General features: G+C 42.9%; 19 protein-coding genes, 1 tRNA gene and 1 pseudogene. 9 read left to right on the forward strand and 12 right to left on the reverse strand.

Going from position 1 to position 22,145, the window contains the following annotated elements; genetic code table 11:
- Positions 1–15: 15 nt before the first annotated feature.
- From V7K49_RS04530 to V7K49_RS04555, 6 genes are all read left to right on the forward strand, one after another.
- Positions 16–768 (forward strand): SDR family oxidoreductase, encoded by a 753-nt coding sequence (locus tag V7K49_RS04530; RefSeq protein WP_334864905.1) that lies wholly within the window; start codon positions 16–18, stop codon positions 766–768.
- An 80-nt stretch (positions 769–848) separates the two neighbouring features.
- A complete protein-coding gene (locus tag V7K49_RS04535) occupies positions 849–998 on the forward strand; it encodes an SDR family oxidoreductase (RefSeq protein ID WP_334864903.1) in 150 nt (49 codons plus the stop codon).
- A gap of 301 nt (positions 999–1,299) precedes the next feature.
- A complete protein-coding gene (locus V7K49_RS04540; protein WP_335066962.1) occupies positions 1,300–2,121 on the forward strand; it encodes an alpha/beta fold hydrolase in 822 nt (273 codons plus the stop codon).
- Between the two features lie 266 nt (positions 2,122–2,387).
- Positions 2,388–2,855 (forward strand): Crp/Fnr family transcriptional regulator, encoded by a 468-nt coding sequence (locus V7K49_RS04545; protein ID WP_335204677.1) that lies wholly within the window; start codon positions 2,388–2,390, stop codon positions 2,853–2,855.
- 519 nt (positions 2,856–3,374) lie between these two features.
- Positions 3,375–3,596, forward strand: coding sequence for a hypothetical protein (locus tag V7K49_RS04550; RefSeq protein ID WP_335204678.1), 222 nt, complete (start codon positions 3,375–3,377; stop codon positions 3,594–3,596).
- A 276-nt stretch (positions 3,597–3,872) separates the two neighbouring features.
- Positions 3,873–4,070 carry a hypothetical protein gene (locus V7K49_RS04555; protein ID WP_335204679.1) on the forward strand — a complete coding sequence of 66 codons (198 nt, stop codon included), beginning with the start codon at positions 3,873–3,875 and terminating at the stop codon, positions 4,068–4,070.
- A 138-nt stretch (positions 4,071–4,208) separates the two neighbouring features.
- Here the strand turns inward: V7K49_RS04555 and V7K49_RS04560 are convergent, their stop codons facing one another.
- The 7 genes from V7K49_RS04560 to fbp form a co-directional block, all read right to left on the reverse strand.
- A complete protein-coding gene (locus V7K49_RS04560; RefSeq protein WP_335204680.1) occupies positions 4,209–5,609 on the reverse strand; it encodes a cobyrinate a,c-diamide synthase in 1,401 nt (466 codons plus the stop codon).
- A 95-nt stretch (positions 5,610–5,704) separates the two neighbouring features.
- Entirely contained in the window at positions 5,705–5,950 is a 246-nt protein-coding gene (gene brnA, locus V7K49_RS04565; protein WP_335204681.1) for a type II toxin-antitoxin system BrnA family antitoxin, read from the reverse strand.
- Complete coding sequence (locus V7K49_RS04570) at positions 5,940–6,200, reverse strand: BrnT family toxin (RefSeq protein ID WP_335204683.1); 261 nt, start codon at positions 6,198–6,200, stop codon at positions 5,940–5,942. The genes brnA and V7K49_RS04570 overlap by 11 nt, the downstream gene beginning before the upstream one ends.
- 155 nt (positions 6,201–6,355) lie before the next feature.
- Positions 6,356–7,723, reverse strand: a complete 1,368-nt coding sequence (opcA, locus tag V7K49_RS04575; RefSeq protein ID WP_335204684.1) for a glucose-6-phosphate dehydrogenase assembly protein OpcA — start codon at positions 7,721–7,723, stop codon at positions 6,356–6,358.
- Positions 7,724–7,891: 168 nt separating this feature from the next.
- The gene (zwf, locus tag V7K49_RS04580; RefSeq protein WP_334864892.1) at positions 7,892–9,421 is read right to left on the reverse strand and encodes a glucose-6-phosphate dehydrogenase; all 1,530 of its coding nucleotides are present in this window, start codon (positions 9,419–9,421) and stop codon (positions 7,892–7,894) included.
- A gap of 216 nt (positions 9,422–9,637) precedes the next feature.
- Positions 9,638–10,783 carry a transaldolase gene (gene tal / locus V7K49_RS04585; RefSeq protein ID WP_335204685.1) on the reverse strand — a complete coding sequence of 382 codons (1,146 nt, stop codon included), beginning with the start codon at positions 10,781–10,783 and terminating at the stop codon, positions 9,638–9,640.
- A gap of 350 nt (positions 10,784–11,133) precedes the next feature.
- Positions 11,134–12,183 carry a class 1 fructose-bisphosphatase gene (fbp, locus tag V7K49_RS04590; RefSeq protein ID WP_334864888.1) on the reverse strand — a complete coding sequence of 350 codons (1,050 nt, stop codon included), beginning with the start codon at positions 12,181–12,183 and terminating at the stop codon, positions 11,134–11,136.
- A gap of 333 nt (positions 12,184–12,516) precedes the next feature.
- On the opposite strand from fbp, the pseudogene V7K49_RS34520 reads away from it, so the two are divergent.
- Positions 12,517–13,325, forward strand: a pseudogene (locus V7K49_RS34520) (Uma2 family endonuclease).
- A gap of 471 nt (positions 13,326–13,796) precedes the next feature.
- Here V7K49_RS34520 and V7K49_RS04605 read toward each other — a convergent pair.
- Positions 13,797–14,108 (reverse strand): hypothetical protein, encoded by a 312-nt coding sequence (locus V7K49_RS04605; RefSeq protein ID WP_334864882.1) that lies wholly within the window; start codon positions 14,106–14,108, stop codon positions 13,797–13,799.
- A gap of 500 nt (positions 14,109–14,608) precedes the next feature.
- Here V7K49_RS04605 and V7K49_RS04610 point away from each other — a divergent pair.
- Positions 14,609–14,680, forward strand: a tRNA-Val gene (locus tag V7K49_RS04610).
- A gap of 178 nt (positions 14,681–14,858) precedes the next feature.
- Positions 14,859–14,996: a hypothetical protein gene (locus V7K49_RS04615; RefSeq protein WP_335204686.1), complete on the forward strand. Its 138-nt coding sequence runs from the start codon at positions 14,859–14,861 to the stop codon at positions 14,994–14,996.
- A gap of 275 nt (positions 14,997–15,271) precedes the next feature.
- On the opposite strand, the gene V7K49_RS04620 is transcribed toward V7K49_RS04615, so the two are convergent.
- The 4 genes from V7K49_RS04620 to V7K49_RS04635 all read right to left on the reverse strand — a co-directional run bounded on the left by V7K49_RS04620 (position 15,272) and on the right by V7K49_RS04635 (position 22,021).
- Positions 15,272–18,829, reverse strand: a complete 3,558-nt coding sequence (locus V7K49_RS04620) for a DUF4912 domain-containing protein (RefSeq protein ID WP_335204687.1) — start codon at positions 18,827–18,829, stop codon at positions 15,272–15,274.
- A gap of 378 nt (positions 18,830–19,207) precedes the next feature.
- Positions 19,208–20,338 carry a precorrin-8X methylmutase gene (locus V7K49_RS04625; RefSeq protein ID WP_334864878.1) on the reverse strand — a complete coding sequence of 377 codons (1,131 nt, stop codon included), beginning with the start codon at positions 20,336–20,338 and terminating at the stop codon, positions 19,208–19,210.
- A complete protein-coding gene (locus tag V7K49_RS04630; RefSeq protein WP_335204688.1) occupies positions 20,335–20,913 on the reverse strand; it encodes a hypothetical protein in 579 nt (192 codons plus the stop codon). The genes V7K49_RS04625 and V7K49_RS04630 overlap by 4 nt, the downstream gene beginning before the upstream one ends.
- Positions 20,900–22,021 carry an AAA family ATPase gene (locus tag V7K49_RS04635; protein WP_335204689.1) on the reverse strand — a complete coding sequence of 374 codons (1,122 nt, stop codon included), beginning with the start codon at positions 22,019–22,021 and terminating at the stop codon, positions 20,900–20,902. The genes V7K49_RS04630 and V7K49_RS04635 overlap by 14 nt, the downstream gene beginning before the upstream one ends.
- Positions 22,022–22,145 lie beyond the last annotated feature (124 nt).

Consider the following 22,145-nt stretch of genomic DNA (forward strand, 5'->3'; position numbering starts at 1 on the left):
AAAAAAAACATCACTATGTCACAGAAGCTTTCAGAAAAAATCGCGCTGATTACAGGTGGCACCAGCGGCATCGGTCTTGCTACAGCCAAGCGATTCGTCGCCGAAGGTGCATATGTCTTCATCACGGGTCGTCGTCAAAGTGAACTTGATGCCGCCGTCAAAGAGATCGGTAAAAACGTCATGGGCGTTCAGAGCGATGCCTCAAATCTAGCAGACCTTGATCGCCTTTATACCACGATTGAGCAAGAAAAAGGTCGCCTTGATATCATCTTCGCCAATGCTGGAGGTGGGGAACTTGTCCCGCTCGGATCGATTACCGAAGAACACTTTGACAAAACCTTCAACACCAACGTCAAAGGTCTGCTTTTCACCGTGCAGAAGGCATTGCCTTTGTTGCCAGAGGGGGCTTCGATTATCCTCAATGCTTCGATTACTTCTATCAAGGGCACCCCAGCGTTCAGCGTTTACAGCGCCACCAAAGCCGCCGTGCGCTCGTTTGCCCGGAACTGGACACTCGACCTCAAAGAGCGCAAGATTCGTGTCAATGCCATCAGCCCTGGTGTCGTACCTACTCCTGGCTACAATCTCATCGGACTGAGCGAGGAGCAGCTGCAAGGATTTGTAGCAAGTCAGGCTGACAATATCCCCCTTGGGCGGGTGGGCACACCAGACGAGATTGCTAAAGCTGTCGTCTTCCTTGCATCCGATGACAGCAGCTTTGTCAACGGCATCGAACTCTTCGTCGATGGGGGCATGGCGCAGATTTGAAGCCTCTCCAAAGCGGTCGGTAACCTAATAAATAGGCTGTTTCTAGTCCACTTCATGCTCAACTCAAATAACTCAAGGAAATGCACAGGGAGATGGTGAATGACATTCCCCTGGGGCGGGTGGGAATCCCGGATGAAGTGGCAAAAGCCGTTTCCTTGCTGGCTTCAGATGACAGCAGCTACATTACGGGCATTGAATTGTTTGTCGATGGCGGTGTGGCACAAATCTGAATGGGTTAGGACTTACGCAATAACTCTCTGAAACCTTATTCCTTTGCGTCCTTTGCGGTTCGTTTTTTCATAGATTTTGCGTAAGTCCTGTGGGTGCGGTAGCCTGCCACAGGCATCGCTTCATTAGCTTAAAACCTGATTATTGCACCCTTTGGTCACACTCCAAGGGATTGCTCCAGAAGAACGTTTACTGGGATACTTTTAGAGCTATGTGTCTTTTCCCGGATGTTGCTGCTTAAGACCTTACTGCTGAAGTTATGCTGTGCCGACAACCTCTAACCACGAATAAGGAGATAAAAAGATGAGCATGATCACAACCAAAGATGACACGCAAATTTATTACAAAGACTGGGGCACAGGACAACCTGTCGTCTTCAGTCATGGCTGGCCGCTTAATGCTGATGCCTGGGACGAGCAACTGGTCTTCTTGGCAGACAATGGTTATCGCGCGATCGCCCACGATCGTCGCGGACATGGGCGGTCAAGCCAGCCCTGGAACGGCAATGAAATGGATAGGTACGCCGACGATCTCGCAACGCTCATTGAGACACTGGATCTCAAAGATGTAGTCCTAGTCGGTCACTCGACAGGCGGCGGCGAAATCACCCGCTATATCGGTCGCCACGGCACGAAGCGCGTTGTCAAAGCCGTACTAGTCGGCGCAGTGCCACCGCTGATGCTAAAGACCGAAGCTAATTCCGGCGGACTGCCAATCGAAGTCTTTGACAACATCCGCGCGGGTGTTGCTAATGATCGTTCCCAGTTTTACAAAGACCTCAGCGAGTCATTCTACGGTGCCAACAGACCGGGTGCTAAAGTCTCCCAAGGTCTCCGAGAGCAGTTCTGGCTCCAGAGTATGCAAGTCGGTCTCAAAGGTGCGTTCGATTGCATTAAGGCGTTCTCGGAAACGGACTTCACCGAAGACCTCAAAAAGTTCGACGTGCCGACGCTGATCATTCACGGCGACGACGACCAAATTGTGCCGATCAATAACTCAGCTCTTTTGTCCTCAAAGATAGTCAACAACTCAACTCTGAAGGTCTATCCGAGCGCACCTCATGGACTGACCAGCACACATCGGGATCAATTTAACACTGACCTGCTGGCATTCCTCAAGACCTGAACTCGCCTTGCCAGTGCCGCTAACAAATCGTGTAAAAGGACTGACAAAAAATAAATTATCCAAAATTATTTGTACATTTGTAGGGGATCTTGGCCTTGCGCCCCGGAGATGGGATGTTTTTTTAACTGCAAGTCCCTACTAAGTGGATTTCTGTCGGTAAAGCCTGGGATCTTCTTGGCAGCTAGTGCTAAACATCGGTTAATATGACTAATCTCGTGGCTTCAGTTTGAAAATGTACTGTAATGTTTGATGTTTAACTTGTAATTATGCTAACCAGTGTTGACCGTTTATTATTTGTCCGGCGAGTCCCAATTTTTAAGGAATTGCGGGATGATTTTATAGTGCGGCTCACTTCAGTGATGATCGAACTGTCATTTCCAGCTAATTACACCATCTTTCGCCAAGGAGAAGAAGGGCGATCGCTCTACATTGTCGTGTCAGGCCGAGTCAAAGTTCACATCGGCAATAAACAACTTGCAGAGGTGGAACAGGGAAAATACTTTGGTGAGATGGCAGTATTTGATACTCAACCTCGTTCCGCCACCGCAACGACTTTGGAACCTTGCGAATTTTTAGAACTGACGCAAGAGCAACTTTATGATGCGATCGAAGAAACTCCCGAAATTGCGGTGAATATCATTCGTGAGTTATCCCGTCTGATTCGCAGATTGAATGACGATATGAATGTAACGAATTCCCCACTGACAAATCCGGGGGCTTTTAGCAGAGAGTGAGAAATAGCGATTTGGTTCCTGTGTAGGTTCCAAAAAACTACTAAGTAAAGTTTTGCGTAAAATCGTGGCGTTTTTAATGCAGGAGAACGCATTAACATTTCAAGGGAATGCGTTGGTATCAGATGGCTATTACTATTTGAGGTCAGATATTACAGTTAGGAACCGCACTAAAGATTATTGGTATTAGCCAACTCTTACAAGAACCAAACAAGGCTTGGATGATTTATCAAAAAGCTATAGTTAAAAAGCTTATACACTAATATTTTTCAGCCTATCTTACCCCTAGTGTCAGCTATGCTATATTTACCCCAAGTCCCAATAAATGATAAAAATACCAGTATTATTACTGGATAAATTCTCTTAAATAAAAGTTAGCTTTATATAGAGATTTAATCAATCTCATCTGTTGCACATTCAAATATACTTTTTGGGAATAAACCCTATCTCCTTTATTTTTTTAATCGTCTTAAGCTAAATACGTAAAACTTAAATGGTTATTTCTTAGTAAAATTTATAAAAATGAAAAACTTAACTAGGCTTGATATTGTTTATTATTTTATAGGCTCCTGGTTATTATTTTACTCTTTTTTACTATTGAGAGATTATGGTAGATATGGGGGTATACAAATTGTTGGATTCGTACTTGCAACTATTGCGGGTTTATGGGTTGCCTTTGAAAAGCCTATTAATAGATTTTTAGTGGAAGTAGTAGGTAAAAAGTATGATTTAGATTTCTTTTAATTTCTTATTAGACTCTTCTTCTTTTGGGCGTGTTTAACTATTATGAGTGGTTTAATTGTCCTACTATATATCAATTGTTTTTTATTTTTTGGTAATTGGTGGGATTTTTTATTTGTATTATATTTAGGGCTATTAGTTTATTTTGCGAATACATTATCAGATATAATCCGATAAATTTTGATTGTTATTTAATAAAATATCATAATGCTTATTAAAAAATTAGGACTCCTACAACTAAAGAAGCTTTTAATAAAATAAAAAAAGGCATATGGCAAAATGGATGAACTTACACTTACAAAGACTCATAGAATTATAATTGGATGTATAGCTGTGATAATTATAGCTCCTTTTATATGGCATAATTATCAACAATATAGGGAACAGGAAGAAGCAAAGGCACAATATCTTCGTGTTTGTGGAATGTTGAAAGGTACTATAATGGTTCCAGAAGACTGTACAAAACCTTTAGATTAAACTACTCTTTGCTTTCTGAACCAAAAGCTTCTTTAAACATTCTCTCATTCAATTCATAAATAGAGCCTTTGATGACACCAGAAGCACTCACGACTCAGCTCTTACCCCTCAGTAAGCATCCAGCCACGCTGTTGTAAATTAACCTACTGGGTTTGATGCTGTACTTCCTGAAGATGCTACTTTCAGACATTCTTTAAGAAACTGCTGGGGAATTTTTCCACTTTCTCCCCAGTGCAGATGCACATAAGAAGCATAAACATTTGCCGGGAAACCCCATCCCTCGCATCCCATATTTTCCTCACAATCGTAGCGAGAAGTTTCAAATAGGGGCTGAGTGGGAGTTAAGGTTAAACGGGAACGATGAAACTCATGTCCGTAAACAGTTGTACCTGCTTTCACTAAAAGATTATCTTGCAAAGCTACTGCACGACGATAGCCCAAAGTTAAACGCCCACCCATCATAGCAGATGTCGGTAAAACTCCCGCCATCGACCAAGACTTACCCTCAAAATCGATAATTTGCTCACATAAATACATCAATCCTCCACATTCGGCAACTGTAGGCATTCCTTTCAGAATTGCTGTTTTCACTGCATCACGAACGCTGGTATTTTCTGCTAGTTGCTGGGCAAAAACTTCTGGGAAACCACCCCCAAAATACATTCCCTGCACATCTTTTGGTATTGCAGCATCTTCTAAGGGACTCCAGAAAACCAGTTCTGCACCAAGGTTTTGCAGCAAATCGAGATTGTCTTGGTAATAGAAATTAAAAGCGCGATCGCGGGCTACTGCAATCCTGATAGAGGAGGGGGGATCAGGGGGATCAAGGGGATGAGGGAGAGGTTTTGATTTTAACAAAGGTAATAAATATTGCCAATCGAAGCAGGTATCTCCTAAATCAGCGAGGCGATCAATTAAAGCATTGAGTTCGGGGAGTTCTGCTGTGGGTACTAAACCCAAATGGCGATCGGGAATTGTAATGTTATCTTGACGCCGCAGTACACCGAGAATGGGTAATTGTAAGGGTTCTAGGGAATCTTTGAGGAGACAGAGATGGCGATCGCTTCCGACTCGATTTAGTACCACCCCAGCTATTTTAATTCGGGGATCAAAAGACTGGTAGCCGTGAGCGATCGCAGCTACAGAACCAGATAAACGACTACAATCAATCACCAACACCACAGGCAAATCTAAAAGCCGTGCGATGTGCGCCGTACTTGCAAAATCGGTTGATTTTTGCTTTTCTTGCCCATGCCCAATTCCATCAAATAATCCCATTACCCCTTCAACTAGGGTATATTCACTCAGTTGACTATGAAGGGCAAAACATTGCTGAACGTAGGCTTCGGAAGTCAGTACTGGGTCTAAATTGCGACAAGCACGACCAGTTACGTGTTGATGAAACATCGGATCAATGTAGTCTGGGCCTACCTTAAAAGATTGCACCAGGCGATCGCGACGACGTAAAGATGCTAAAAGGGTGAGCGTAACTGTTGTCTTGCCCACCCCACTACGTTCTCCAGCAATGATTACAGACATGAATAATTGGTGATTGGTTAAACTAAATAGTTAGCTATCTTAGTAGTATAAAATCAAAGTAAAACAAAAATATTGAATCATTTATTTGATTAAAATTACTGCTTTATCCTACTCAATAATAATTTTTTATCAAGACGTTCAGCCAGCCATAATTTAATCATAGAATCAGATGTCACCCCTAAACGCTTGGCTTCATGTTCTAAAGCTTCAATCATCCAAATTGGAAAGTCAATATTAATTCTTTTTTGCTCATAACGTGGACGATGTGCGTTAGATAAGTCTATAAACTCAGTAATATCTTCTCCATTCTCAAACTTAGCATCAAATTCTTCAGCTTTCATAAATATTTACCTCTTCAGTCCGAGAGCGACGAACGGAAATAATTCTTATTTTATCACCACCATAAGTAATCACTGGTGACCAATATTTTTCAGCAATCTTGCCAATAACTAGAAACCGAGGCTCATCTGTTGTGCGTGCAGGGATTTCAATAAAATTTGCATCTGTCCAAAATTTCTGTGTTTCAATAAAATCAATGCCATGTTTAGTTTTATTAGTTGCACTTTTGTGAAGATAAAATTCAAACTCCATAGTTCTTTTTTCAGACAGATGCAAAATATTTTAATAAATAATCTTCACTATTTTATAAATTAAATTTTCCTTGCCATTCGTCTTCACTTTAATAATATTTAAAAAAATTCCCCCCTTCCCGATACGGGAAGGGGGGTAGGGGGATTAGGTCTGAATTAATTCGCCAATTTGAAAAAATTCGCTGTCACTCCCAGGCTTTCTTCAAACAGGGACTCGCGGCCCCAGCGTTGCACTTGCTGACTCAGCAATGCTTCCGCCTTTTGTTCCGAAAGTGAAGTCACCTGTTGAAACAGACCGGCGGATTGGGCACCACCGTGTGTTTCCATCCGCATACAACCACCAGTTTCCGAGCAGATAACTGTACCACAGTCTGCCTGGGGATTTGTTGAGCTGAGGCGCAAGGCAATCAAGTCGCCGATAATATCGCCCACATCAGCAACCGGAACTCCTGCTAACTCTGCTTCTACTTCTCGCTGCTCTTGAGCAATAAAACGGATGCGAGTGATGTCATAATCACCACTTTCCTTTTCATAAGAAACTGGCTGCCATTCCAGCCGACTTGCCAGCCAACCCAAAAATAGTAAAGCTTGGGCGGGGTTGCCTTTTTCGTAGTCAATCGTAACGCGGTCAATTTCTCTGAGGGCGGCGCGACGGTGAGGAGAATCGTAGGCTTCAGCCGTCAATTCCTGCCATGACGCCAGGCGACGCCAGTTCAAATCAGCTAAAGGTACACCCGTTTCTACCAACTCTTGTAGGTGGAGTAAATCATTTTCTGGGGTGTTAAAGTTGCAAGAATCTACAATGACATTATTGGAGACTGCTGCTAGGCGCTTGAATAGACTGTTGTTAGGGTCTGGTGTTGCCTTCCACCAGAGAAACTTCGGTAAGCCGCCAATCAACAATGCTGGAATCATGCCTCCTATCCGTTCCAAGGCAGCAGCAGTACCACTGAGAGTAATGTATTCGCAGCAGACAAGTGTCCTTGACGATTGCTTTTGGATGGGGCAATAGGCAGAAACTTGAGCTTTAACCCCTTTATCTTCGCCAGTAATCGGAAATAGGGCAATGATGCGGCAGGGGTTGCGGAGGGCGATTTCATCGGCAATTCTGGGGCTGGCAGCGCTATTTAAGATCCCACCAACAGGATGTTCTCCTCCAGACCCGCTTCGCTGAACTTTAGCAAATTCTTCTCGTAATACAGTGAGAGTTTCTAATGTTGCTGTTCCAGTTTGTGGCAGACTATGTTGTTTTTGCACTTCCCGCAATGCTGCTGCCATCTGTGGCCCTAAAATCCCATCAATTGGACCGTTGTAAAATCCCAAAGCAGCCAACAAATACTGAGTTTCTTCTGGTTCGTAGACTATTAAAGTAAATGTTGTTGCCCTAGTAGCACTGGGAAGTCCACCGTCCTCGCCAGTAATGCCGTAGCTTTGCCAAATTTGACTCAGTTCCGCATCTATTTCGTCAAGCGAAATATCTTTTGGTGCCTGAAGTGAAAAAATTGTAGAAGTTTGGAGAGCCATAGGAAATTTTGGATTTTGGATTTTGGATTTTGGATTTTGGATTTGAGATTAGAGATTTTGGATTAAGAACTGGTAATTAGTAATTGGTAATAGTTTTTTATATTCTCCATTACCCATTCCCTGTTTCGCCATCCCCAATCTAAAATCTAAAATCTGAAATCTAAAATCTTAGAGTCTTCGCCAGCGACGGCCATCCTGATTAATTAAGAATTCTGCTTCTGCTGGTTCCCAAGTACCGGCTTCGTACTGGGGAATAGTATTTGGATCGGCGGGTGCATCCCAAACGGAAAGGGCTGGTGTTACTACCTGCCAGGCGGCTTCTACTTCATCTGCCCGGGTGAACAATGTTTGATCGCCCATCATACAATCAAGGAATAGGCGATCGTAGGCATCGGATGTTGCTTGGATGCCAAAGGAACCATAACTAAAGTCCATGTCAACAGAACGGGTACGGAATTCTGCCCCCGGCATTTTGACATCAAAACGCACGGAAATTCCTTCATTTGGCTGAATCCGCATCGTCAAAACGTTGGCGTTTGTCTGTTGGGCGGCAGATTGAAACATCCGAGACGGAACTTCGCGGAAGTGGATGGAAATCTCACTGACTTTTTTCGGCATCCGCTTACCAGTCCGCAGGTAGAAGGGAACACCTTGCCAGCGCCAATTGTCTACCAAAAATTTCATCGCTACATAGGTGGGGGTTGTCGAGTTGGAATCAACGCCTGGTTCTGCCCGATACCCTGGCACTGCTTGACCCTTCATCCAGCCAGCACTGTACTGACCACGCACTGCTCCCCGTGATAGATTGTGCACATCCGCTAAACGAGTAGCTTGGAGTGCCTTCACTTTTTCTGTGCGGATGCTGTCGGCATCCATTGCGTTGGGTGCTTCCATAGCCGTTAGGCAGTAAAGTTGCATTAAGTGGTTTTGCAACATATCTCTTAGTGCGCCGACGCTTTCATAGTAACCAGCTCGGTCTTCCACGCCTACGGTTTCTGCGACGGTAATTTGCACATGGTCAACAAATTGACGATTCCACAACGGCTCAAAAATCGCATTGGCAAAGCGAAACACCAGTAAATTCTGGACTGTTTCTTTACCCAAGTAGTGGTCAATGCGGTAAACTTGATTTTCTTTGCAAAATTTCTGTACCACTTGGTTAAGACTTTGGGCAGAAGCCAAGTCGCGACCAAAGGGTTTTTCAATTACTAGACGATGTTTGTAGGGATCTTCTAGCATCCCACTGCTTCCTAGCTGCTTAATCGCTTCGGGAAAGAATGAGGGGGCAACGGAGAGATAGAACATGCGATTACCTCGCGTGCCCCGTTTTTCGTCTAATTCACTCAATAAGGTTTTCAGTTTCTGGTAGCCTTCGGGATTATCTATATCCCCAGGACTGTAGAACAAACCTTGAGAGAAGTCTTGCCAGAGTTCCCCTAAATCGACATCAGGATGTGCCTCTTCCATGCCTTTTTGCATCTGTTCACGGAAGTAATCATGGCTCCACTCTCGACGTGCCACACCGACAATGGTAGTTTCTGGTGGAATACGCCGTTCTCGCCGCAATTTGTAAAGTGCTGGCACTAGTTTGCGCCAGGTAAGATCACCAGAAGCGCCAAAAATGACTATAATCTGGGGTTCGGGCATCCCTTGTTGTTGCAGACCAACGCGCAAGGGGTTTTCTAGCAGACTAACCATAGCAATTTTGGATTTTGGATTTTGGATTTTGGATTAGGGATTGAGATTGGGATTGGGAAAGGATTTTAGATTTGCAATTTTGAATTGGACTTCAATCTAAAAGACGCTGGCGGACTCGTTCTAAGCGTTGGCGCAGCCTCTCTAAGAGTTGCCATGCCGCAGGCTTTACGCTACGCTATCGCAAATCCAAAATCCAAAATTCCCATTCCCTAGCCCCTACACTGGTGACAATACCTTGATCTTCTCTTCTAAAGAGTTCATCAAGGACTGGAAGGGCTGGATAAACTTGTCAATACCTTCAGCTAACAGTTCATCCATTACGGCATCGAGATCGATGTTGATGTCGGGATCTTTGAGGTTTTCGATCAGCGTGTAAGCTTTATCTACATCTGTTTCTAAGCGATCGCCTACGTTACAATGATCGGCACAAGCTTTTATCGTCGCTGGTGGTACGGTGTTAACGGTATCTTGCCCAATCAACTCCTCGATATACATCACGTCGCGGTAGTTGGGGTCTTTGGTGCTGGTACTAGCCCAAAGTAGCCGCTGTACTGTAGCCCCTTTTGCTGCCAAGGCTTGCCAACGATCGCTCTCGATAATTTTCTTGTATTCTTGGTACGCAATCTTGGCGTTAGCGATCGCTACTTTCCCTTTAACAGCTCTTAGCTTTGCTTCCACGGCAATATCATCAACGCCTTTTTTCAACTTAGCATCAATTTTGCCGTCAACGTTACTATCGATCCGGCTGAGGAAGAAGCTGGCGACTGAAGCAATTTTACTGATGTCTTTACCTTCAGCCAACCGTTTTTCTAAGCCACGAATATAAGCCCAAGCTGTGTTTATGTAGCTTTCTACAGAAAAAAGCAGCGTAATATTGACATTTATCCCATCGGCTATTACCTGTTCTGCTGCTGGTAAACCAGGTTCTGTGCCGGGAATTTTAATCATCAGATTTTCCCGACCAACTTCTTGAAAATAACGCCGGGCTTCGTTTATTGTTGCTTCCGTATCATGGGCGATGGATGGTGGGACTTCGATACTCACATAACCATCTAGTCTATTCGAGGCTTCAAAAACAGGGCGTAAAATATCACAGGCATTACGGATATCTGCAAAAACCAGCGATTCGTAAATTTTGTATGTCGGTGAGCCAGCGCGAACTCCGGCTTCGATATCGGCATCATAAATAACGTTACCAGCGATCGCTTTTTCAAAGATAGCTGGGTTAGAGGTAATCCCACAGACCCCTTGATTTTCAACCAGGTCTTTGAGTTCGCCTGATTGAATAATGTCACGGGTCAGATTATCCATCCAGATACTTTGACCGTATTGCTTAATTTCTAGTAGATGATTGGTAGCCATAGCTCTAATTTGTTTCAGTCCTGTATAGTGATGTTTCGTAGTGAAGTTGGTAAAACCCATCAAATGTTGATGGTTACTTTTGAATTGTGGCGTTGCCAATCACTTATCGCATCCGCCAGCTGAGATAATCTTTAATACATCTTCAAGAAGTCCTATTCTGCATTCCCAATCCTAAATCACCATGATTAACGTTTAATTAATGGCAGATGCTAGACGCATCCTTGATGCTTTTGTGACTGTCTTCTAGTACGCCACGGCGTAAATAGAGCAACCATTTAAAATCCCTAAAAAGCCCATTCCATAATACTTTTGACTTTTGACTTTTGACTTTTGACTTCCGCCTTGCGGTACTAGTGGCCGTTTTGAATAAAAGACTCCACCTTTGCTACATCCTCTTTGCTACCAATAATTAAAGGTGTGCGCTGATGCAGTTTTTTCGGGACTACATCCAAGATATTTACCAATCCTGTAGTGGCACGACCGCCTGCTTGCTCAATCAAAAAGGCTAGAGGAGCGGTTTCATAAAGCAAGCGCAATTTACCTTCTGGGTTTTGAATTGTGCCTGGGTAGAGAAACACGCCGCCTTGAACCAAAATTCTATGGATGTCGCTCACCATTGCGCCGCTATAACGAGCGCTGTAACCTTCTGTGCGATGAACGTAGCGGATATATTCTCGAATTGATTCTTCCCACTGCCAGAAGTTACCCTCATTCACGCTGTAAACAGACCCGTGGGTAGGAATCCGAATATTTTCTTCTGTGAGAATAAATTCGCCTAAGCTGGGATCAAGGACAAAAGAATGGACGCCCTTACCTATAGTATAGACCAGCATCGTGCAGGGGCCATACAGGATGTATCCGGCAGCGAGTTGCTTATGTCCGTTGGTGAGGAGATCAGTTGCCTTACCATCGCTATCAGTTCCTTCTTGTTGGCGAATGGCGAAAATGGAACCTAAGCTGAGATTATTATCAGTGTTAGATGAGCCATCAATTGGGTCATACAGTAGGGTATAGCGACCAATGGGGCAATTTTCCGGGATGTAGTAGGGATTTTCCATTTCCTCGGAAGCTAGGCGACAGACTAAGCCGCTTTGCTTAAACACTGAGATAAATACATCATTGGCATAGACATCCATCTTTTTGACGGATTCTCCTTGCACATTAACTTCCCCAGTAAATCCCAGAACGCCTTCCATTAAACCAGCGCGACTCATGCGACGAGCAACCAGTTTGCCTGCTAAGGCGATGCGATTCATCAGCGCACTTAAATCCTGTGCATCTGGCGAAAAACTCTGAAGTTGCTGAAGGACGTGACGGGATAATGTTGTACAATCACGATCTAGGGATTTGTCTGTAGCGTCGTAAGTAGATAAGTCTAAAGATTCTGGCGCTTTAGCCATTTTTATGTTCTCCGCAGGCACAGCTGTTAGTTGGGTTTTAGTCGTGTATGGCAACTTATGGTTGCTGCTTCTATCTTAGGAAGGTAATTTGATAACTTAGATGCGACTTTAGATAAACTAAAGAAATCAAATTTCAGTGACTCCTGCACTCAGAGCCTAGATACGTAGTAGTTTGTCTAATACATAACTAATATTGATTCAGTGATTTACCTTAAGTAAGCGACTACAAAAAGTAATCAAGGCAATGAACCACTAAGTATTATGTGCAGCCTGAGCTACCCTGAAGTTATGGAAAACAGATTTATATTTATCATTTGGGATTGAAGACTGCTGATGTTCAACTACAATCCATTAGAGTGCTTACCTTCATCAGCAGAATTGCCAGATTCTGATGACACCCCTGTGGATAATGAACTGCAAATATTAATTCCCAACTTGTTGTTAGCGATATTAGCTGCTATTTGGCAAGCCCGTGATGATTGGTTTTTTGGGATCAACATGGGAATTTATTATACAGCCAATAAACCTGCCATTGTCCCCGATGGGTTTTTAAGTTTGGGTGTAGAACGTTTTGTTGGAGAAAATGGGCGTTCTAGTTATGTACTTTGGGAAGAAGATGGCATTTCCCCAATCTTATCCTTAGAAATTGTTTCCCATTACAATTTTGAATACGAGCAAAAGAAGCTAGTACCGCAAGGCGGAAGTCAAAAGTCAAAAGTCAAAAGTCAAAAGTATTATGGAATGGGCTTTTTAGGGATTTTAAATGGTTGCTCTATTTACGCCGTGGCGTACTAGATTATGCCCAATTAGGCATTTTGTATTATGTCATCTATGCACCAACCCGCTTACGTCGTAAGCGTCAGCGTTTAGAAGTTTATCGTTTAATTAATGGTGAATATATTTTACAATTAGGCGATAAAATCTGGATGCCGGAAATTGGTTTAGGTATTGGACGTGAACGCGGAACCTACCAAGCAATCACGCGAGAATGGTTGTATTGGTATGACGAAAATGGTAATAGATACTCAACACCAGAAGAAGTAACAGTTAAGCAACAGCAACAACTAGAGCAAACAGAACAACAGCTTCAGGAACTTTTGGCTAGATTACAACAGAAGGGAATCAACCCGAATAATCTCTGAATAATTCACGTTGGCTTAAGGGATTTCCAGTTAAAAAAACATCGCATCATAGGGGCGCAAGTCCTTGCACCCCTACTTTTAAAAGGATTTTTACCATCTGCGGCAATCAGGCGATCGCACTGAAACACTTTATCTGGCATAATTGCGACGGACAAGATGTCTATCCTACAAAACATTCGTAAAACCTGGCTATGCAAAGAGCAATAGCTAGATTTAGGTAGCGTAATTAAACATTACAGACTATCTGAACTTTAATACAAATAAGGTGTTGCTATGAAAAGGGACCTGGACAAGCTTAAAGAGTGCTTGGAGCTACTAGGTAATGTATATGATGGGTGTGAAGTTCGTTTTGCTGATGGGAAGATTCTACGAAGGGCTATGGATCATTAATCCTTGCATAGTACGCATAATTCTGAAGCTTAGTGAACTATAACTTGCAGCGATCGCCCATTGGAGAAAAACAAGGTTAACCTAGCTAGGTCTGTTGTGTTTACTTTTGACAGTTGATACAGCCCCACGCTGAGTTGGAGAGGTCACATTATTATTAGTGTACTCAAGTATTTTATTTGAATCTAAATGCTCATCAGAGTGAAAATATACACCATCAATCGACCCTATATCTGATATATATTTTTCAAGCTGCTTGGCAAAATCCATTAAGTTTTGTATAGCCTCTCCATCATTTATGGATAAAATATGTTCTTCACTTAAAGGTAAAACCTCTCCTATTAGCTTGTAGGCTTGGTATAACTTTTTAACAGCTTCTTTTCTCTTTTCCAACATAACAGTACCCTTGTATAATTAATCAACTATATTAGGGATTCTATACAGTTCCATTGGTGAGTTTACTGAATTAGGACAGTCCCTCTGTAGGTGCGATCGCTTATAGGAAATCTGAAGGTTAGGGTCTGAAACCTTTAAGTATACACACCCTTGTTGGCAATAACACAAGAGGCGTGAACTTAATCACAATCGACCCAAGAGTTATTTATTGCTTGCAGGTTGTATTAAGCTTATTAAGTTAAAATACTAGTGTTAATAATTACCCAATATTTTCCATAACTTAATATAGTTGTCTTGCTGAAATCTGACATTAACTGACATACAATCAGTTAGGAGATAAATTCAGGTAACTAGTACCGCAAGGCGGAAGTCAAAAGTCAAAAGTCAAAAGTCAAAAGTATTATGGAATGGGCTTTTTAGGGATTTTAAATGGTTGCTCTATTTACGCCGTGGCGTACTAGATTAAAGTAAGCTTAAAAGCTTATAATATAAACAGTCTTGGGCGATTAGCACAGGGGTAGCGCACATCCTTCACACGGATGGGGTCACTGGTTCAAATCCAGTATCGCCCACTTATATACAGCAAGAGCTTCAGCTAACTAGCTTCAGTTTCTTAAACCTAATTTATGCAAGTTTATGCAACTTTGAGTCACGATGCCTATTAAGTTATGTAAGTTATTTAGTAAATATTGATACTAGAGTTTTCGCTGATTAAGCTTGATACAGCTTACCAGTACTAAATAATTTATTATGGATAACAAAAATTATGGTCGTTTAGTTCTAATTACAGCCTTAATTTTAATATGGTTTGGGGGTTGTACTGTAATTAGAGACATCAGTACAGAAGAAGTCATAAATCCCTACACAGGAAAAATTGAGACTTTCTAATTTCGGTGTTTTCCGCAAGTAAAAGCCTGGGCGAAGGTCATTTACCGCTATATAGGCAAAGTCCGCTTCCACGGACTAAGGAAAAACCTCGTTTTTAGCCAGAAGCTGGAAATGCTCCTCATTGCTGCTCTGCCGCGAGTCAAGGAGGCGGCAGCCCCAAAATAGGCATTCCCAGTCGGAGACTGGGAACGAGGTGATATTTGCATCCTGTGTAGAAGATGTACACCGTAGCCTAAATGGGGAGAATCTGGTTAGAGGGGTAATTCAAGAAATTGCTAGCTTTCGGAAGTTTCCTGGGAGAACTTCTTATGGATAGTTCTAGTGGATTCCCCATCAGCAGCTACCGTTATCTGATAGTCCATTAAACCATCTGAAAAGGGGAGACGTAGGTGGAAAGTACCATCGGGTTTGATTTTGATGGTATGACCACCAATGTTTACACTTGTATTTGGTTGGGTTGCTCCGTGAATAATCAACTCAGCATCTGCCACAAACCAGAAATCTTCGTGGGAACGACTGAAAACGCGAACATTGGGTGAACGAGCTATGAGTAACCAACGATCGCTATCAGCCATATAGCCAATTTCAACTATGTAGTCGCGATCGCTCACGGGAATAGCCACAAAGCGTCCCTGTACTACCTCTTCAGATTCATACTGCTGTACAAGCTGGGGATTTTGATAACTCAAGTCAATCCCAGTCACATCGTAGAGCCGCACTAGCAATTGGGAGCCGCCTTGTTGTTGCAGTGCTTCCTTCTGAGTCTTGGAAATGTACCAAGAGACATAAGCCCACTTGGGAGTGCGGGGTGTGAGTGCAACACTGCTTTCTTCTTCACTGATCTGTTCTTGGGCTTCTATAAAGCCAATAGGTGTCTGGCTTGCTAATGCTACATTTTCAACGGTGGAATCTGTATGCACAGGATTGAAGACACGAACGATCGCTGAACGGGCTATAAAGAACCAACGATCGTCATCAGCGACATAGCCAATTTCAGCTATGTAATCGCGATCGCTGATGGGAATTTCTACAAAGCGATCGTTTGCTGTCTCTTCACATGCATACTGCTGTACAAGGTGGGGACTTTGATAACTTAGGTCTATCCCAGTTACATCATAGAGCCGCACTACTAAATCAGAGCCGCCCTGTTGTTGTAGTTCTGCTTTCTTGGTTTCGGAAATTTCCCAAGAGACATCAGCCCATTGCAATGTGTGCGATGTGAGGACAATACTGCTCTCTTGTTGGACATCTACTAAGTCAATATCTGTTTTATCCCCGATTGCCAGATTATCAACTGTGGGATCTGGATGCACCGGACTGAAGACACGAATAACTGCTGAACAAGCGATCAAGAACCAGCGATCGCCATCAGCGATATAGCCAATTTCAGCTATGTAATCGCGATCGCTGACGGGAATATCCACCAGGCGATCGTGTGCTGTCTCCTCAGATTCATACTGCTGTACAAGGTGGGGACTTTGATAACTTAGGTCTATCCCAGTTGCATCATAGAGTCGCACTACCAAATGAGAGCCGCCCTGTTGTTGCAGTGCTGCTTTCTTGGCTTCGGAAATCTCCCAAGAGACATGAGCCGATGTAGAAGTATGCGGCGTGAGGACGATACTGCTCTCTTCATCTGCATCAACCAAACCAATAGCTGTTTCGGCTGCAATCGGCACATTTTCAACCGTAGTATCGGTTTGTCCTTGGGTATCTGATCCAATGGTAGTCCAGGCTCCAATCCCTGCGCCTGCTAAAGCCGCTGCGGCGGCAAAATCTGTGGAGTCAGCTTCAGCTACAGTCGGCTCTGCTTGAAATTCTGACTCTAGCAAATCGGTAGTGGGTTCAGATGCGTCCGCTACCAGATTCAATATATCTTCTGGAAATTCTGGGAAATCGAGCAGTGAGGATGTTTGTGCCGCTGAGGGTTCTATATCCGTTGCCACTTCGCCAGACTCTGGTAAGGGCAATTCATCTCCTGAGGCTGGATCTTCAGTTGAGGTGATACTGTCTAGCCAGTTCAATTCTGCCTGAAGTTCCTCATCTATCTGATCTTCACTAACTTCTGTGTCCCAATAGTCAAATTCAGATGTTACTTCTGGCACATCTGGTAATTCTGGGAGTGGGGCTGTCACCTCAGATGCCTCTTCTGGAATATTACCCAGGTGAGGATATGAAGTATTTACTACAGCCGCCGGGGCTTCTATGTCCCATGCAACTTGATCAGAATCAGGAATGTTTGTCTCTGGATAATGCTCTAGATGGACTGTCTCATCAATGGTGTCTATTTCTGTTTCTTTGTTGTTAAAGGTAGACCAGGTAGCCGCCCCGATTCCTGTTGCTAAAGCCGTACCATTGGTTAAAGCTGCGGCTCCCAAGTTGTTATTACCTGATCCATTAGTTACTCCAGAGGTTGGGCCTTCATGGAGCTTAGAGTTACCATTAGTTGCCTCTTGGACTAAATTTGATGTCCCGTGAGTAGCATTTTCTGTCAGGTCAGATTGTGTTTGAGCATAGATGTTGAAAGGAGTGCGATCAGGGCTTTCTTGCTCTTGGAAGTGCGGCAGTGAATCCTCCTCAAGCATCGCTCCGTTAACGGGCAGGGATGTGCTGGCATTGAGCACCGCCATTTCTGCACCTTCTGTGCTGGGTAGATAAGGATCTGATTCTGGTAAGTTGTCTGTTTTCTCAGTCGGCAATGGGCGTTTTCCCAGAATCCACCATAGTAATCCTCCACCTGCGGTAATAAAAAAGACAGGTAACAGCAACCAAAATGGTGTTTCCCTGTTGACAATTGGACTAACTTGTGCAGGAGCAGGAGCCACAAAAGGCTGTTCACCAAATGCAGAAGTAGTAGCACTAGGGGAAGGTGTAGCAGCAGGTATCGTCTTAGCACTGGGGGAAGGGTTGACAGCAGGTTGTGATCCATTCGCTGCGATCGCCACTGCTTCAGCAGTTCTACCTTGTTCTATAGCCTTCTGTCCTGGGGGTGCAAGGGTAAAGCCGAGAAAATCTACTGTGGTTAAGCTGGGATTTTTTTTGTAAACGTAGACTAAAGGTTGCGAGAAGGGATATTTCGCATCATCTGGCAAGGCTTGATGTAATTGCAGAACTCGCACACCTTTCAGCTTCGACACCTGATTAGCCAACACATAGGTGATGCCATCTTTGCCCAGTTGTTTGATGATTTCTGCGGTATTATCCTCACTTACTTGGGTAGCATTGGCCCCTGTAGCAAAGTTAGCAGTCTTGAAGGCTGGATAAGCACGAAAAGTATTGCGAGTCTCACTGGTGTTAGGGTGATCAATTAATCGAATCTTCCCGGAAGGCCCTCCCAGTTGTGACCAATTTGTAACTTCTCCCCGGAAAATCCGGGCAAATTGCTTACTAGTCAAGCTTTGCTTGAAAGGATTATTAGCACCAACCACGATCGCAATCTTCTCACGGCGCAAGCGAATTTGCTCTAGTCCTTGGGCTTTTTCTGCTGGCGTCAACCCACGCCCCATTGCTGCTATGTCGATTTTGCCAGCTAGCAAATCTTTCAGTGCCGTACTAGTGCCGTTAGCCGCAACTTCAACCTTTGTACCGGAAAACTGTTTTTCAAAATTCTCTTTCAGGCTTTGGTTAATTGCACCCAAGCTACTTGAACCGTCAATCCGCACTGTTGTCCCGTTCTGCACTGTTTGCGGCAGTGAAAAAGCGGGAGAATTAGGTTTAGATTGGGCCAGCATGGGTGCTGACACCAGCAAACTTGCTGCCATAGGGGTTGTAGCTAAGGCAACCCATAATACCAGATTCACTATTGAACTATCTTTTTTTTCTTGTTGCCACATAAGCCCCTTAATTAAAGTAAAAAATAGAAAGCCTGCCAGTCCTAAATCGCGATCTGTTTAGGGATTATGTAACAGACGCGCTAATTATACATCTGAGTTATCTTTACTTCTAATTCCTTCAGCGCACTCATATTGATTTATACTCTGCCTTAGCTTGTATAGCATGATAATTTATACTCTAATTGCCAGAGTCTGTTTACTATAAATTCTTCTAATTTATATTGCAAGTTATACCAAGTTGGTAGTTTATGGCCACAATTATGAATTATTGAATTACTAAAACTGGTAAAGTGTAGCAAATTCAATATTATTTAACAATATTATTTTCAGTATTGCTGAGTACTGAGTATCTTTGTGTCTGAACTGAGTACTCAATGTTCAGCACTCAGCAGAATCTACTAGATCTTTGAGATAACAATGACAATCTGGCTTATCAATCAGTGACTCAACCAAGGCATTTAGGGCAGTAGCAGCTAAAGCGCCACCTCCCAAGGTTCCTTCAACTGTAATAAAAGGTATCCCCTGTTGCATCAGTTGTCGCTTGGCTGCGGGAGCATGGCTAAAGCCAATGGGCATCCCAATTACTAGTGCAGGCTGAATTTTCTGGTTGGCGATCGCTTCACAAATTTCTATAAGGACTGAGGGAGCATAACCGACTACCAGCACACAACCCTGATTTACTTGCTGCAATTTTGATCGCCATTCTCGATGCTGCCAAAAGGCAAGTTCTGCCTCTGTGGCGGTGGTAATATGGGGATTATCAATCAAGGTTTCGATGTGGCATCCCAAGTGAAGTAATCGGGTTTGATCCAAAGCAGCAGCAACCGTTTGGGTATCGACAACAATTTGACAGCTTGCAGATAAAGCTCCTCGACTAGCTGCGATCGCATCTCGGCTCAATTTGACAAAGGACACCAAACTGACATCGCCACAAGCCAAAACCAACTGAGAAATTAAGTGTTGTTCAATTTCCGAACGGTGAGACAAATCAGGTAGTAAGCGTTGTAGCGATTCTGAAAAAGCTTCTGAATGGGTATGAATTTCGGCATCCAAGCCACTCCACAGATTTTCCAATCCCCCCAATCCAGCTTGAGTTTCGACATCGAGTAACTTGAGTTGTGCCAAAACTTCCGCTTGGATAATTTGACAATGGCGATCGCGCCCTAATAATCCTTCTAATGCTGATGCAGTTTGTCGCAGTTGAGAAATTTGTTGCATCACCGCCCGATATTGCTGCTGAAGTTGTCCCATGAGGTTAACAGTTGTGTCAGCTTCTGGTTCCACCTCCAAAATATTGCGGATGTGGTTTAACTGAAACCCTTGCTGCTTGAGGGCGACAATCCGTTGCAACCGGAGGACATCTTTTTTGGTGTAGAGACGATAATTGCTAGGCGATCGCACTGGTTGCGGTAATAGTCCCAATTGATGATAATGCCGTACCATGCGCGGAGTTAAACCGCCGCCAACTGCATCAGTGAGTTCTTTAATAGTTAAGCAACTAGCGTTCATAAGTTATTTAATAATGGTAAAATTCTTTGTAACTCTTCACAAGCCGCCTGGAGAGATGGCGGTGCATTTTCATCCAAACTCCCTTGAGAACACTGGCTTACTAATTGTTCAACACCAGGTTTACAAATTGCCTCATTTTTAGGGAATTTTGGATATTTAGATTTTTCTGCTTCTTCTTCAACAACTTCTCCTGTTCGTAAATAATGTATCCAAGTTTCAATATTTCTTTTTGGCACGAAGATTGCTATTTTCTCATCAGGCTTACGAAGTTCCTGTGAATCTTCTATCAGTGCATCATCTAATTCTTTCAGTGTTGCTTTTACTGTTTCGTTATCTGCATCAATCAACACTACTAGCATTCCGGAACGATAGTTTTTTCTCCGGTATTCTTTAACCTCTGCTGGATAACGCTTTCTAACAAACTGCTCTCCTGCACCTTTACCTTTTGGAGAAGTCCTAATTGTGAGGTTTTTTGGATCTATATTAAAGCCTCGCTTTTTCAAAAAATGATATGCAAAAACTTGCTGTTGCAAATCCTCACACAAAATTACTATCTGTACTCTATTCTGGGTCATACAGCCAACCCCGTGCAATCAGTTCTGAGATTGGTAATCCAGAATTTTCAGTCTCTTCATTACTAATTGGTTTTACTCGTGCAGGTGCATTACTTTGACGCTCAAACCAATAACCTATCGGGGAAGCTAGAAGATAATTAATTAATACAGGATGATGGGAGATTAGTAAAGCTTGTATTTTTCCGTCAATACAGAAATCATAAAGTTGAATTAGCCAAGGTTGAATTTCCGGCAGAGCTAAAAAATTCTCTGGCTCATCAATGCACAGGGTATAATCTTCAGATTCAGTACAATAGAGAATGGTGTACAGAGCAATTATCACTTTTTGACCATCGGATAATTCACTAAAGCGATAATTAATACTCTTTTTCCTCTCTTTATCTGTTGAAAATCTTAATTTTAGAGTTCGATAATTTTCACTAAACCGCTCAAAATTAAAACTTACAAAACCATCTAATATCTTTGTTAAAACATTCATTAGTTCAGCAACTTTACCCTGGTCTTGGGAAATATAACGATACCAAGAAACAAAGTTTTCCATTCTCGAAGTTAGTTGTATTTCTTCCTTTTCACTCCCATCAAGCATAAGACTTGGAATAATTTGTACAATAATAAATCGCTGCATACGTTTTGTGAACCAGGACAACTTTGTACTGTCACTATCTACCGTAAATAACCATAGGAAAGATCCTAATGGTGAAGGAAATGGAGCTTTCGCAACCTCTTCGTAATCATCGCTAAAAAGTTGAACTTCGCCACCCTCAGACTTCAGCAAAACTTGATTATTAAACCAGAGACGCTCATATTCAACATGACTCTTATCTTGATTATGTCTAATAGCAAACTCATATTTATAACTACCACCATTTCCACCAATTTCTAGCTCAAAACGCTGAACTGGCAAAGTCTGCCAGCGAGTACAGTCAGCAGATTTAAAAATTCCTTCTACTTTGTCGTCACCACTTATAAAAAGTTGAATTTTCCGTAAGACTTCAAAAACAGTTGATTTACCTGTTCCATTACCACCAATAAACAGGTTAATCGAGTCAAAATTCATCTCAAAATTTACCAAGCCGCGAAAGTTATCAATATATATTCGCTTTAACATAAATTTTTTCCTTTTAGTGCAACTTTAAAGCTAACAACTAAATCGTCGCATTTACCCACATGCCGCTTTTGAAAAACGCTCCCAGAAGACAGATAAAAATTTAACCTTGCGTACCTTTGCGCTT

This window comes from Nostoc sp. (genome assembly GCF_036919675.1).
Classification (GTDB): Bacteria; Cyanobacteriota; Cyanobacteriia; order Cyanobacteriales; family Nostocaceae; genus Nostoc.